This window comes from Pseudomonas sp. Larv2_ips, from assembly GCF_963879675.1.
Classification (GTDB): domain Bacteria; phylum Pseudomonadota; class Gammaproteobacteria; order Pseudomonadales; family Pseudomonadaceae; genus Aquipseudomonas.
In genome coordinates this window covers 1,384,139-1,397,833 of the sequence record NZ_CAWOAW010000027.1, presented here as the reverse complement: position 1 = coordinate 1,397,833, position 13,695 = coordinate 1,384,139, and the positions used below count along the sequence as shown (strand labels likewise).

15 protein-coding genes are annotated in these 13,695 nt (G+C 62.8%); 2 read left to right on the top strand and 13 right to left on the bottom strand.

The genetic code is table 11. From position 1 onward, the window contains the following. The first annotated feature begins 178 nt into the window (after window positions 1-178). Both AACV02_RS23280 and AACV02_RS23275 read left to right on the top strand, forming a co-directional pair. Complete coding sequence (locus tag AACV02_RS23280; RefSeq protein ID WP_106576425.1) at window positions 179-661, top strand: hypothetical protein; 483 nt, start codon at window positions 179-181, stop codon at window positions 659-661. A gap of 146 nt (window positions 662-807) precedes the next feature. Beyond that, on the top strand, window positions 808-2,091 hold the full coding sequence (locus AACV02_RS23275) for an OmpP1/FadL family transporter (RefSeq protein WP_106576424.1): 1,284 nt from the start codon (window positions 808-810) through the stop codon (window positions 2,089-2,091). Window positions 2,092-2,155: 64 nt separating this feature from the next. On the opposite strand, the gene AACV02_RS23270 is transcribed toward AACV02_RS23275, so the two are convergent. From AACV02_RS23270 to cobO, 13 genes are all read right to left on the bottom strand, one after another. Then, a complete protein-coding gene (locus AACV02_RS23270) occupies window positions 2,156-2,704 on the bottom strand; it encodes a glutathione peroxidase (protein ID WP_119742260.1) in 549 nt (182 codons plus the stop codon). Between the two features lie 150 nt (window positions 2,705-2,854). Next, complete coding sequence (locus AACV02_RS23265) at window positions 2,855-4,063, bottom strand: MFS transporter (RefSeq protein ID WP_106576422.1); 1,209 nt, start codon at window positions 4,061-4,063, stop codon at window positions 2,855-2,857. Between the two features lie 54 nt (window positions 4,064-4,117). Then, window positions 4,118-4,522 carry a MarR family winged helix-turn-helix transcriptional regulator gene (locus AACV02_RS23260; RefSeq protein WP_106576421.1) on the bottom strand — a complete coding sequence of 135 codons (405 nt, stop codon included), beginning with the start codon at window positions 4,520-4,522 and terminating at the stop codon, window positions 4,118-4,120. A gap of 42 nt (window positions 4,523-4,564) precedes the next feature. Further along, a complete protein-coding gene (locus AACV02_RS23255) occupies window positions 4,565-5,293 on the bottom strand; it encodes an adenosylcobinamide-GDP ribazoletransferase (RefSeq protein ID WP_119742258.1) in 729 nt (242 codons plus the stop codon). Window positions 5,294-5,295: 2 nt separating this feature from the next. After that, window positions 5,296-5,871, bottom strand: a complete 576-nt coding sequence (cobC, locus tag AACV02_RS23250) for an alpha-ribazole phosphatase family protein (RefSeq protein ID WP_106576419.1) — start codon at window positions 5,869-5,871, stop codon at window positions 5,296-5,298. Continuing rightward, window positions 5,868-6,923 carry a nicotinate-nucleotide--dimethylbenzimidazole phosphoribosyltransferase gene (gene cobT, locus AACV02_RS23245; RefSeq protein WP_119742256.1) on the bottom strand — a complete coding sequence of 352 codons (1,056 nt, stop codon included), beginning with the start codon at window positions 6,921-6,923 and terminating at the stop codon, window positions 5,868-5,870. Before cobT ends, cobC begins: the two co-directional genes overlap by 4 nt. After that, window positions 6,920-7,441: a bifunctional adenosylcobinamide kinase/adenosylcobinamide-phosphate guanylyltransferase gene (cobU, locus tag AACV02_RS23240; protein WP_119742254.1), complete on the bottom strand. Its 522-nt coding sequence runs from the start codon at window positions 7,439-7,441 to the stop codon at window positions 6,920-6,922. Before cobU ends, cobT begins: the two co-directional genes overlap by 4 nt. Window positions 7,442-7,673: 232 nt before the next feature. Then, window positions 7,674-9,125 (bottom strand): cobyric acid synthase, encoded by a 1,452-nt coding sequence (locus AACV02_RS23235; protein WP_119742252.1) that lies wholly within the window; start codon window positions 9,123-9,125, stop codon window positions 7,674-7,676. Next, on the bottom strand, window positions 9,122-10,111 hold the full coding sequence (cobD, locus tag AACV02_RS23230; RefSeq protein WP_119742250.1) for a threonine-phosphate decarboxylase CobD: 990 nt from the start codon (window positions 10,109-10,111) through the stop codon (window positions 9,122-9,124). The genes AACV02_RS23235 and cobD overlap by 4 nt, the downstream gene beginning before the upstream one ends. After that, entirely contained in the window at window positions 10,104-11,012 is a 909-nt protein-coding gene (gene cbiB / locus AACV02_RS23225; RefSeq protein ID WP_119742248.1) for an adenosylcobinamide-phosphate synthase CbiB, read from the bottom strand. Before cbiB ends, cobD begins: the two co-directional genes overlap by 8 nt. After that, a complete protein-coding gene (gene bluB, locus AACV02_RS23220) occupies window positions 11,009-11,659 on the bottom strand; it encodes a 5,6-dimethylbenzimidazole synthase (RefSeq protein ID WP_119742246.1) in 651 nt (216 codons plus the stop codon). The genes cbiB and bluB overlap by 4 nt, the downstream gene beginning before the upstream one ends. Continuing rightward, entirely contained in the window at window positions 11,656-13,047 is a 1,392-nt protein-coding gene (locus AACV02_RS23215; RefSeq protein WP_119742244.1) for a cobyrinate a,c-diamide synthase, read from the bottom strand. Before AACV02_RS23215 ends, bluB begins: the two co-directional genes overlap by 4 nt. Continuing rightward, complete coding sequence (gene cobO, locus AACV02_RS23210; protein ID WP_106576411.1) at window positions 13,044-13,655, bottom strand: cob(I)yrinic acid a,c-diamide adenosyltransferase; 612 nt, start codon at window positions 13,653-13,655, stop codon at window positions 13,044-13,046. Before cobO ends, AACV02_RS23215 begins: the two co-directional genes overlap by 4 nt. Window positions 13,656-13,695 lie beyond the last annotated feature (40 nt).

Below are 13,695 nucleotides of genomic sequence, written 5' to 3'. Positions count from 1 at the left end.
TATAAACGTTATAACTAAATGAAGAAGATGTTTTAAAAACAGTCCTTTACATCACAAATATGACACTACACTTCAACTCAAGCGGCATGATCCGCTTGCGACGAGCCTGAGGTCCGATTCACTGCTGCCAAGCTCCCCTCTCAGGCTTCGTCGACCACTTTCATGGACTGAGGCTCGTATGGGTATCGCCGCCAGCGAATTGTGTCGTTATGTGATCAGGCCGACGTTGATTTACCTCGGCCGCCATAACCCGACAGCCGAATCCCTGTTGCTGGGCATTGCCGCCAGCCAATCGGAACTCGGCTCCGCCCTGCATGATCGGCGCGGCCACGGCCTGTACAGCATCACCGAACCTCGTCATCGCGCGCTGTGGGACGACTACCTCGCCCAGGACCCCGAGCGCGCCAGCCTGGTACGTGGGCTGGCCAGTCAACATGCCTTCCTCAGCGCGCCCCAGCTGGAGCTGACGGTCAACCTGCGCTACGCCACCGCCATCGCCTGGCTGCTGGTAGAACAGCATCGTCCTGCCCTGCCGCCACCGGGTGACGTACTGGCCATGGCGCGTATCTGGAAAGAAATATTTCACCCTCAAGGTCGGCTGCGGGATTTCACCCAAGCCTGGCAAACCTGTGTTTTACCCATGAATCAGGCCATATGTTGATCAGGCGTTTTGCAAGATTCGGCTAAAACCTTCGAATCTGGTCGGATTGTCCTACAAAACCGCTCTATCTCCGACATTACAGCCTATAGCGCTAACTTAAATTTATTGTTACTTTCCGCAGCGGTGATCACCACGGAGTTCTAATAATGAAAAAAGTAATGCTCAAGACCACACTTAGCCTCACCGTTGCCATGGCATCCTCCCAACTGTTCGCAAGCGGCTTTGCCCTGAACGAACAAGACGTCGCCGGAATGGGTACGGGTTTCGCAGGCCGCTCTTCTTCTGCCGATAACGCCAGCACTGTCTACGGTAACCCTGCCGGTATGGCTCGCCTCGAAGGCCAGCAGATTACGGGTGGTGTTGCCGCTATCGATGCCTCGACTGACATCAAAAACGCCAGCGGCCGTTCTTTCGGCAGCAACAAAGGCGACATGGTGCCATTCACGGCGGTCCCGTTTGGTTTCTACACCAACAAACTCAATGATCAGTGGGCCGTCGGCGTTGGTGTCTATGCACCTTTCGGCCTGGTGACCGATTATGAGAGGGGCTTCCAGGGTCGCTCGTTCGGCAGCTACAGCAAAGTGTCGGTTATCACCTTGCAGCCAACCGTCAGCTACGCCTTCAACGACCGGGTTTCCATCGGTTTCGGCCCGACCATCAACCGTATTTCCGGCAAGCTGGAATCGGAGCTGGCCCTGTCGACCAACCCTGCCGTCCCGAATAGCAACGTCACAATCAAAGGTGACGATACGGCTGTTGGCTTCAACGTCGGCGTGCTGGTACAAGCCACCGATACCACGCGCGTGGGCCTGACTTACCACTCCAAAGTCAGCTACAAGCTTGATGGCCACACCGAAGTCACGGCACCGACCCCGACGGCTCCACTGCTGGCAAGCGGCCGCTACGATGCGTCGTTGAGCATTGATACGCCAGAGTCTTACGACCTGTCCGTGACACAGGACCTGAGCGATGCCTGGAAACTCTACGCCGGTTCCACCTGGACTCGCTGGAGCCGCCTGAAAGACATCACTGTCGACAACCAGGGCGTTACCCGAGCTGGCGGCCTGGCCGCTCCGCAGATCGTGGGTACCATCAGCGAGCCACAGAACTGGCATGACACCTGGGCCTATGCCTTGGGTACTTCGTACCAAGTCACCAAACAAGTGGTACTGCGTACCGGCCTGACTTTCGACCAGTCGCCAACCAACAACACTGACCGTTCGCCACGCATCCCTACCGGCGACCGGACCATTTTCAGTGTTGGCCTGGGCTACGAAGTAATGCCGAACATGATCGTCGACGTGGCTTACTCCTACCTGAAGGAAGAGCCAGTCAAGGTCAACAAGGCCAACGCGCTGGGTTCGTCCTACAGCGCCAAGTACGAAAACAGCGCCAACGGCTTCGGCCTGGGCGTGACGTACAAGTTCTGATCCAACGCGTATAAAAAAGCCCCGCTCTCCTGCACAGGAGGCGGGGCTTTTTAATGACCTGCGATCACGGCTTCGAGGCCAGTGCAGCCTCCACCGCCTTGATCAGGTCCGGGCTGTCCGGCTTGGTCAAACTGGAAAAGTTGGCAATCACCTTACCCTGGCGATCCACCACGTACTTATAGAAGTTCCACTTCGGCGCGCTGGTCTGCTGCGCCAGAATCTTGAACAGGTGCACCGCATCGGGCCCCTTGACCGTCTGCGGCTCGGTCATCGTGAAGGTCACGCCGTAATTCACGTAGCAGACTTTGGCGGTCTCTTCACCGGTCTTGGCTTCCTGCTTGAAGTCATCGGACGGCACGCCGATCACTTCAAGCCCCTGCCCTTTGTAGCGCTGATACAACGCTTCGAGGCCCTTGAATTGCGGCGCGAAACCACAGAAGCTCGCGGTATTGACGATGACCAGGGGTTTGCCGGCAAAGCGCTGGCACAAATCGATGGATTCCTTGGCCCGCAACTTGGGCAATTGCCCCTCCAGCAAGGGCGGGCAGCTGGCGGCCATGGCCACACTGCCTACAGCCATCAGGACGGGTACAGCGAGCCAGCGCATCAGCATGTCGAAAGTCCTTGAGTCAGATCAGACACAGAACTTAACAGATCGACATACCCAGTTGCATCAATGCCAGCCCGCCATGCTGCCAGCCCCACCAGGCCAGCAGCAACAGCACCAGGCCTGCCGAGATCACCAACCCTCTTGCCGTCAAACTCATGCCGCCTCCATCTGCGCCTGCAAGCGCGCCACCGGCCGCTCGCGCACCGGCCAGTTGAGGGCCGCAGCGAGCAGGCTCAACAGAATCGCCACCTGCCAGATCAAATCGTAGTTGCCGGTTCGATCATAGACCACCCCGCCCAGCCAGCCCCCGAGGAACGAACCGAGTTGGTGGAACAGAAACACAATCCCACCGAGCATCGAGAGGTTTCGCACGCCGAACAGCGTCGCGACAGTGCCGTTTGTCAGCGGCACGGTGGACAGCCACAAAAAGCCCATGGCCATGCCGAACAGGTAGGCCGTGACTTCGGTCACCGGCGCCCACAGGAACAGCACAATCACCACCGCGCGCAACAGGTACAGGGCGGTGAGCAAACGCGGCTTGGACATGCGCCCGCCGAGCCAGCCAGCGGTGTAGGTACCAAACACGTTAAACAGGCCGATCAACGCCAGCACCGTGGTACCCACCGTGGCCGGCAGATGCTGGTCCACCAGGTACGCCGGCAAGTGCACGCCGATAAACACCACCTGGAAACCGCAGACAAAAAAGCCGAAGGCCAGCAGCCAGAAGCCGGAGTGCGAGCAGGCCTCTTTCAGAGCTTCACGCAGGGTTTGCTGGCCGACCATCGCCGGCAGCGGTTTGTCCTTGAGCATCGCCACCAACGGCAGGATCAGCGCCACCATCAGGCCCAACGCCAACAAGGCGGCCGACCAGCCCAGCCAGCCGATCAGGCCCAAAGTGCCCGGCACCATCGCAAACTGGCCGAACGAACCTGCGGCGCTGGCAATGCCCATGGCCATGCTGCGTTTTTCCGGCGGCACTGCGCGGCCGACCACACCGAGAATCACCGAGAACGAAGTGCCCGACAGGCCAATCCCAATCAGCAAACCCGCACTGAGCGACAGCGACCACGCCGAATCCGACATGCCCATCAACACCAGCCCCACGGCGTACAGCACCCCACCGACAAACACCGCCTTGGTCGCGCCGAAGCGGTCGGCCAAGGCGCCGGTAAACGGCTGTGCCAGGCCCCAGATCAGGTTTTGCAGGGCGATGGCGAAGGCAAAGGTCTCACGGCCCCAGCCAAATTCCATGCTCATCGGCGTCAGGAACAGACCAAAGCCGTGCCGCACGCCCAACGACAACGCCAGGATCAGCGCACTCCCCACAAGAACCCAGCCACTGGTGCGCCACATCGAGGTCATTTCTTATTCTCCGCTCGCGGGTATATACCCGCTTGTAGTCGAACAAACCCGCGCTCAGGCGAGTTCGTCCAGCAAGGCCAACAAGGTTTCGCGCTTTTCAGCGCCCAACTGATCTATCAATTTCTGCTGCGCCGCCTCCCAAGCCGGCAACGCGGCAGCCAGGCGTTCTTCGCCGGCGACGGTCAACACCACCAAGCGGTTACGCAGGTCATCGCCCTCGACCAACTGCACCAAGCCCTCGCCCTCCAATACCCGCAGGTTGCGCCCCAGGGTACTGCGGTCCAGGCCCATGGCTTCGGCCAGGCTGGAAATGCTCGGTTGATCGAGGCGCTGCAGGTTACACAGCAAAGAATACTGGGCAACGTTGATCCCGAAGCCGTCGAGAGCGCCGTCGTAATGCCTGCTGACGCCACGGGCGGCACGTCGCAGGTTGGTGCATAAACATTGGGAGGCAAGCATGGAGCGTGTATATACCCGCGATTGTGAAAATGCAAGAAAGTGTTACAGCGCCAAACCGACCAAAACCGCGACTTCCAGCAACTCCAACAATGCGCCGGCCGTGTCACCCGTGGTGCCACCCAGCCGGTCGACCATCAACTGACGCAGCCCGATAAAGCACAGCGCAGCGAGTAAAACAGCGATCCCGCCACTGAAACCGCCGATCAGGACGCAGGCCAGACCGCTGAGGATCAGCACTTGTTGGCCGACGATCCTGGGCAAATGATCCGACAGTGCCTGACCCAAACCGCCTGCACGCACGTAACGCGTAGTAAGGAACAGCGCCAGCATCGACGCACGCCCGATCAGCGGCGCCAGAATCAGCGCCGTGCCGTTGTGCTGCTCGATCAAGGCCACCAGTGCGGTGAATTTGAGCAACAACACCAGCCCCAGAGTGACCACGGCAATCGGCCCGCTGCGCGGGTCTTTCATGATGGTCAGCGTGCGCTCGCGGTCGCCAAAGCCACCAAGCCAGGCATCGGCGCTGTCCGCCAGGCCATCCAGATGCAGGCCACCACTGAGCAACACCCAGGCGGTCAGCACCAGCGCAGCATGCAGCAATAACGGTGCGCCCATCAGGGCTGTGCTCAAGGCCCACAACAGCAGACCGAACAGCAACCCCACCACCGGGTAAAACAGCAACGAACGCCCCAATTCCTGAGGCTGCGGCATGCCGGGCAGGCGAATCGGCAGGCTGCTGAGAAATTGCAGGGCGATCCAGAACGCCAGCATCTTCAGACTCCTTCCTTCAACACACCATCGGCCGTCACCTGCAGGCTGAACAGCCCACCGTGGCCGACCTCGACATTCAGTAGCTGCTCACGCGGCAAACCGCGCGCCTGCGCCAGCAGCAGCCGCATCACGCCACCGTGGCTGATCAACAGCACGCGCTGTGTGGCATATGCCTGATGCAAGCGTGAGACGGCGCCGAGAACGCGTGCCGAAAAGTCGCTGACGCGCTCGCCTTCAGGCGGTGTAAAGCTGTAAGGATCGGCCCAGAACCGGCCCAAGCCTTCGGCATCGGTTTCCATCAGCGCCGCCGCGCTCTGCCCTTCCCAGGCGCCGAAGTGCAGCTCCTGCAGATCCTTTTCCAAGCTCACCGGCACCCGCAGCCGTGCGCCCAGCTCGTGGGCGAACAGCGCACAGCGTTGCAGCGGCGAACTGACCAACCGGTCCCACGGCCCCTGCTCTGCCACGGCGGCACGCATCTGCTCCCAGCCTTTGGCGGTGAGCGCGTCGTCCAGGCTGCCGCGCAGGCCGCCGCCCAGTTCGGTTTCGCCGTGGCGCAGCAGGTCCAGGTGCAAGGTCATGCCGGGCGGTCTGCCACGGCGGCTTCGGCGAACGTCGCCATCTGCCCGTGCAGCGCGCACGCCAGGCGCAACAACGGCACCGCCAGCGCCGCACCGCTGCCCTCACCCAGGCGCAGGCCCAGTTCCAGCAGCGGTTTCGCGTCAAGGCTGTGCAGCACGTGACGATGACCGGGCTCAGCGCCGCGGTGGCCGAACACCAACCACTCACGGCTCGCCGGATTCAGGCGTGTAGCCACCAGCGCCGCGACCGTGCAGATAAACCCGTCCACCAGCACCACGATGCCTTCCTGGGCGCAGGCCAGATAAGCCCCCACCAACGCGGCAATTTCGAAACCACCCAGGTTGAACAACGTGTTCAATGCGTCGTCACGTTGCGCTGCATGCAAGGCCAGCGCACGTTCAATCACCGCCACTTTGTGGCTGACGCCCTGGGCGTTCAAGCCGGTGCCCGGGCCGGTCAGGTCGCTCACCTGGCAATCGAGCAAGGCGCACGCCAAGGCACTGGCGGCAGTGGTGTTGCCGATGCCCATCTCGCCGCCGATAAACAGCTGTGCGCCGCTTTGCAACGCACGGTGCGCACTGTCACGCCCGGCTTGCAGGGCAAGTCGCCCTTGCGCTGCGGTCATCGCCGGGCCGTTGACGAAGTTGGCCGTGCCGGCGCCGATATTCAAATGACGCACGCCCGGCAGATCCAACGACGGCGTGATGGTCCCGAGGTCGACCACTTCCAGCTGCGCATTCAACTGCCGCGCCAATACACTGATGGCCGCGCCACCGGTGACAAAGTTGTGCAACATCTGGCCGGTCACTTCCTGTGGAAATGCCGATACGCCTTCTGCAACCACGCCGTGGTCACCGGCAAAGATGGCGATCCACACCTGATCCACCGCAGGTTTGACCTGGCCTTGCAAGCCGGCCAATTGCACCGCTATGGCTTCGAGCTGGCCGAGCGAGCCGGCTGGCTTGGTCAGTTGCTGCTGACGAGCCAGCGCGTGTTCATGCGCCGAAGGGTCGACGGCCTTGCAGGGATTGAGCCACCAGGAGTCAGTCATAACGCAGTACCTTTCAAAGTCAGGGGCAGGCCGGCGACGGTCAGGACCACACGCTGACACCGCTCGGCCAAGGCTTGATGCAGCCAACCGGCTTCATCCACATAGCGGCGAGTCAATTCGCCCAGCGGCACGACACCCATTCCGGTTTCGTTGCTGACAAAAATGATTTCACCCGGCAGCGAGACCAGGGTTTGCAGCAGTTGATCGCGCTCGAACGCCAGGCGTGCCGGGTTCTCCAGCATCAACAAATTGGTGAGCCACAGGGTCAGGCAATCCACCAGCAGGCAGCGGTCGGCGGCGGCGCTTTCGCGCAATACACGCGCCAGCTCGATGGGTTCTTCGATCAGCCCCCAGTGATCGGGACGGCGCTGGCGATGCAGTGCGACGCGCTCGTTCATCTCGCCGTCCAGCGGCTGGCTGGTGGCGATGTAGGTGACAAGCAAGCCACAGTCACTCGCCAGCTTTTCGGCGAGGCGGCTCTTGCCGGAACGGGCGCCGCCGAGGATCAGTTGATACATGGGAAGGCACCTGTGTTGGCCGGCTGACAGTGTGAGGCGGGCACTGGCCCGTGTGGGAGCGGGCTTGCTCGCAAACGCGGTGTGTCAGTCAGCCGATTTGTCACCCAAACACCGCATTCGCGAGCAAGCCCGCTCCCACCTTTAAGGCGAGGTGTATCAGTTGAACCGGGGTTGGCTGGCCGGGCGCCCTCGCAGGCGAGCCGGCACCTGCTGGGGGATTGGGTGTGCACCGTCAGATCCCGCATAGTTTGCGCACCAGTTCGGTGTCCAGATGGTTCTCCACCAGGTCCGCGAGGCGCTCAATGTCGCGCTCGCGCAGGGCGTGATAATCCACCTCTTGTACATCCTGCAGCCCGGCCCAACGCAGTAAAGCACTGCACGCCGCCGGGGTTTCGAACACGCCGTGCAGATACGTGCCAAGAATCTGACCGTCTTCACTCAGGGCACCGTCACGGCGGCCGTCATCCAACAGCACGGCAGCGTTCGACAAGGCACTGCCGGAGGTCACGCCGGCATGGATTTCATAACCACTGACCTCGGCGTCCTCCAGCAGCAACCGTCCGCGCACATTGCGCAATTGTTTCTCTTGTTCCAGCGTCGTGCTGAACGCCAGTAAGCCCAGAGCCTCGCTGGAACCGGCCAAGCCTTCCAGGCCGAGCGGGTCATGCACCTGCTCGCCGAGCATCTGCAGACCGCCGCAAATCCCCAGCACCTTGCCGCCATAGCGCAAGTGCCGCGCAATGGCAGTGTCCCAGCCGTTAGCGCGCAAATAGGCCAGATCGCTGCGCACGCTTTTGGAGCCCGGCAGGATAATCAGGTCGGCAGCCGGAATGGCCTGGCCTGGGCCGATAAACTGTAAATCCACCTGGGGATGTAAACGCAGCGGGTCAAAATCCGTGTGGTTGCTGATGCGCGGCAACACCGGTACCACCACCTTGAGTACTTGGGCGGCCTTGTCGATCTGGCGCTGGTCAATGCCGTCTTCGGCTTCCAGGTGCAGGTCCATCACGTAGGGCAGCACGCCCACCACCGGCTTGCCGGTGCGCGCTTCGAGCCAATCGAGCCCCGGCTGCAACAGCGCGATATCACCGCGAAAGCGATTGATAATGAAGCCTTTGACCCGTGCCTGCTCGGTCGGCGACAGCAATTGGAGGGTGCCGACCAGATGCGCAAACACGCCGCCGCGATTGATATCGGCGATCAACAACACCGGGCAGTCCACCGCCTCGGCGAATCCCATATTGGCGATGTCATTGGCGCGCAGATTGATCTCCGCCGGGGAGCCCGCGCCTTCCACCATCACCACCGGGTAGGCCTCGCTCAACCGTGCATGAGAGGCGAGCACCGCCTGCATCGCGATGGCCTTGTAGTCGTGATAGGCCACGGCGTTCATGCTGGTCACGGCACGGCCATGGATAATCACTTGGGAGCCGGTGTCACTGTTGGGCTTGAGCAGCACCGGGTTCATGTCGGTGTGCGGCGCCAGATTGGCGGCCTGGGCCTGCACGGCCTGGGCGCGGCCGATTTCGCCGCCCTCAGCGGTGACGGCGCTGTTGAGTGCCATGTTCTGTGGTTTGAACGGCACCACGCCAATGCCTTGGCGTACCAGCCAACGGCACAGCGCGGTCACCAGCGTGCTTTTACCGGCGTCAGACGTGGTGCCTTGCACCATCAACGTACTCATGCGGCGTCCTTGTAAGCGGCCAGGGCATCATCGAGTCGCAACCAATCGGCCTCAGTGTCGGGCAGACCGAAGCGCAGGCTGCTGTCGTGGACAAACAGGCGCAGCAGGATGCCGCGTTGGGCCATGAATTCGTGCAGGCGTTCGGCGTGCGGGGTGATCAGCCATTGGAACAACGCGCAGCCGCCCTGGGGCTCAAAACCGTGCCGCTCAAGCAGCGCAAACAAGCGCTGGCCAGCCTCGATACAGCGATGACGCTGCTCGGCATGCCCGGTCGTATCGCGCAGGCAAACCTGGCCAAGCACCCGCGTCGGCCCACTGACTGCCCACGGGCCAAGCTGTTCGGCCAACAGCTTGAGCAGCTTGCGTTCCGCCAGCACAAAGCCCAGGCGCACACCGGCCAGGCCAAAGAACTTGCCGAATGAGCGCAACACAATCAGGCCGACTTGATGGGCCTGGCTGGCGAGGCTCAATTGCGGGGTCACGTCCATGAACGCTTCGTCCACCACCAGCCAGCCGCCACGCTGGGCCAGCCGTGAGTGCCAATCGAGCAGGCGCTGCGGCGGCAGACTCAGGCCGGTGGGGTTATTCGGATTGACCACCACCAGCACGTCGAGGCCGTCGAGAAAAAAGTCGACTTCCTGCTCCTGCACTTCGCGCACCACGTAACCGGCGCGGCGCCAGGCTTCGGCGTGTTCGGCATAACACGGCGACAACACGCCGACCTTGCCGGAGCGACGCAAGCGCGGCAGCAACTGAATCGCCGCCTGGGAACCCGCCACCGGCAACACGTGGGCGGCGCCGTAGTACTCGCTGGCGGCCTTTTCCAGGCCGTCGTCGGTTTCCGGCAATCGCGCCCAGGCCCGCAGCGGAATCTCGGGAATCGGCCACGGCCAGGGCGCCAGGCCGCTGGACAGGTCGAGCCAGTCCGCCTCGGCAATCCCGTACTCAATCACTGCCTTACGCAGCCGGCCACCGTGCTCAAGCATAAAATTGCGCCCCCGCGCACAGGATCAACAGCCATAACCATACGCCGCGCTGCACCAGTTGCCAGCCACGCTCGATGGCGTCGGCATCGGCCGCCGGGCCTTCGCCCAACTGCCCACGCTGATGCAACTCGCCGTGATAAATCGCCGCCCCGCCCAGTTCAACACCCAGAGCGCCCGCACCGGCCGCCATCACCGGCCCGGCGTTGGGGCTGTCCCAGGTCGGTGCCTGGGTGCGCCAGCATTTAAGCGCCAGGCGGGTTTTGCCGAGTACCGCGTAGGTCAACGCCACCAGACGCGCAGGAATGTAGTTGAGCACATCGTCGATTTTTGCCGCCGCCCAGCCGAAACGCTCAAAGCGCTCGTTGCGATAACCCCACATGGCATCAAGGGTGTTGCTCAGGCGATAAAGCACCACGCCGGGCACGCCGGCCACGACAAACCAGAACAGCGCGGCGAACACCGCATCGCTGCCGTTCTCGAGCACCGATTCAGTCGCAGCGCGCGCGACTTCAGTGCTGTCCAGTTCGCTGGTCTGACGGCTGACGAGGTAGCTCACGCGTTTACGCGCTTCATCCAGGTCACCGCTGCGCAACGCCTGGGCGACTGGAAGCACGTGCTCGCCAAGGCTGCGCATGCCCAGCGCCATGTACAGCGCCAGAATCTCCAGCACCCAGCCGATATACGGTGCCCACGACAGCACGGTGGCCAGCAACGTCAGCGGCACCACCGCGATAAACCAGGCGGTCACGCCATGGCTGCGCCACCCGCGGCCGCCGCTGTTGAAACGTTGCTCGATACGCCCGGCAAAGTTGCCGAACGCCACCAGCGGATGCCAGCGCCTGGGCTCGCCCAGCAGCGCATCCAGCGCCACCGCAGCGACACACAGCAAGGCCACACTCATTGACTCACTCCCCACACATTCTCATACACCATGTCACTCAGCGGCCGAGGTTCGGTCCAGCCTTCTAGTTGCAACATCGGTGCCGGGTAGAACTCGGCCACCGGCCCCAGGCACAACACCGCCAAGGGCTTTGCACCCGCCGGCAGCCGCAGCAGGTCGGCCAGGGCCTGGGGTTCGAACAACGAAACCCAGCCCATCCCAAGGCCTTCGACGCGGGCGGCCAACCACAGGTTCTGGATCGCACAGGACAGCGACGCCATGTCCATTTCCGGCAAGGTGCGCCGGCCAAAGATGTGGCGCTCGCGATCATCCATCAGCGCGGCCACCAGCACTTCGGCGCAGTCGTGGATGCCTTCGACCTTGAGCTTCATGAAGTCGTCGGAGCGCTGGCCCAGGGCCTCGGCGGTGCGCACGCGCTCTTCTTCCACCAACTGTTGGATTTGGCCGCGCAGCGCGCGGTCGCTGATTCGGATGAATCGCCACGGTTGCATCAAGCCGACGCTGGGCGCCTGGTGTGCGGCCTGGAGCAGGCGTTGCAGCAACTCGGGGGCCACGCTGCCGCCGATGAAATGGCGCATGTCGCGGCGTTCGGCGATGGCGCGGTAGACGGCGTCGCGGTCGGCTTGGGGGAAGGCGTTGTCCGTCATGGCCTCTTCGCGGGCAAGCCCGCTCCCACATTGGATTGAGTTTCAACTCGGTCAGTTGTGGGAACGGGCTTGCCCGCGATAGCGGTCTCAGGGCCAGGCGCAAACAATGCAGCCACCGCCGCCGGATTGGAGGGGAAATAAAAGTGCACGTAGGAAGCCGTCATCCGCCCCTGCCTGTAAACCGCTTCGGCGCCACGCCCGCCATTAGGGCTCAAGCCTCGGGCGATCGGCGCCCATTCGGTGCTGGTCAGCGAATGATGATAGGTATGGCCGCGCAGCACGCCTTCCGGCAACTCGACACTTTGCAAAGCCAGCGCCGCCAGCTTCTTTTGCATCACCGCGTCGCCCTGCAGCAGGCCAACCAATTCGGCACGGGTGCCGTCGACATCGGTCAGCGAGTCCAGCAGGTAGAGCATGCCGCCGCACTCGGCGAGCAACGGCTTGCCTGCCGCGTGATGCGCGCGAATGGCGTTAAGCATCGGGGTGTTTTCCGACAGCGCCTGGTGGTGCAATTCCGGGTAGCCACCGGGCAGGTAGAGGCTGTCGGCCTCAGGCAATTGGCTATCGTGAATCGGCGAGAAGAAGCGCAATTCGGCGCCCATCGCGCGCAGCAGGTCGAGGCTGGCGCCGTAGGTAAACGCAAAGGCTTCGTCGCGGGCCACGGCGATGCGCACGCCCGCCAGCAGCGGCTCGGCCTCGATCACTTCGGGCGCGGCGAACGTCACCGGTGGCGGCACGGCGACTTCGCAGCTGCTGCCCAGGGCTTGGGCGGCGGCGTCCAGGCGCATATCGAGGTCATTCAATTCGCTGGCTTGCACCAGGCCCAGGTGGCGGCTGGGCAACTCGATGCCGGTTTCACGCGACAACGCGCCGTACCAGCGCAGGCCTTCAGTGAGGCTGCCTTCAAGCAATTGCGCATGGCGCAGGGTACCGACGCGGTTGGCCAGCACGCCGGCGAACGGCAGGTCCGGCTGATAGCGCGCCAGGCCCAAGGCCAGCGCGCCGAAGGTCTGGGCCATGGCGGTGCCGTCGATCACGCCCAGCACCGGCACACCAAAGTGCCGCGCCAGGTCGGCGCTGGAGGGCGTGCCGTCGAACAGGCCCATCACGCCTTCGATGAGGATCAGGTCAGCCTCGCCCGCCGCTTCCCACAGCAAACGGCGACTTTCCTGCTCGCCGACCATCCACATGTCCAACTGGTACACCGGCGCACCGCTGGCGCGCTCGTGAATCATCGGGTCGAGAAAGTCCGGCCCGCACTTGAACACGCGCACCTTGCGTCCCAGGTTGCGGTGCAAACGCGCCAGCGCCGCGGTGACGGTGGTTTTGCCCTGGCCGGATGCCGGTGCGGCGATCAGTACGGCCGGGCAATGACGGGGCTGGTTCAAAGTTCGACGCCCTTCTGTGCCTTGATACCGGCCTGGAATGCGTGCTTGAGCATGCCCATTTCGGTGACGGTGTCGCCCATTTCGATCAACTCGGGCTTGGCGCCACGGCCGGTGACCACCACGTGCTGCATCGGCGGGCGGGCTTGCAGGTCGCTGAGTACCTGGTCCAGATCAAGGTAGCCGTGCTTGAGGGCGATGTTCAGCTCATCCAGCACGACCAGGCCGATCGACGGGTCTTGCAGCAATTGGCGCGAAACTGCCCAGGCGGCTTCGGCGGCGGCGATGTCGCGCTGGCGGTCCTGGGTTTCCCAGGTAAAGCCTTCGCCCATCACGTGAAAGCGCACTTGCTCGGGGAAGCGACGGAAGAACAACTCCTCGCCGGTGCTGTTGCGCCCCTTGATGAACTGCACCACGCCGCACTGCATGCCATGGCCCATGGCGCGGGCGAGCATGCCAAACGCCGAGCTGCTTTTGCCTTTGCCGTTGCCGGTCAATACCAGCAGCAAGCCGCATTCGTTCGGGGAATTGGCGATGCGTTCATCGATCACGGCTTTTTTGCGCAGCATGCGCGCCAGGTGGCGTTCGTCGCGGTCGGGGGAATCGGTCATGGCAGCTCTCCGTTGGGGCTGGACAAAAAACGGCGGGCAG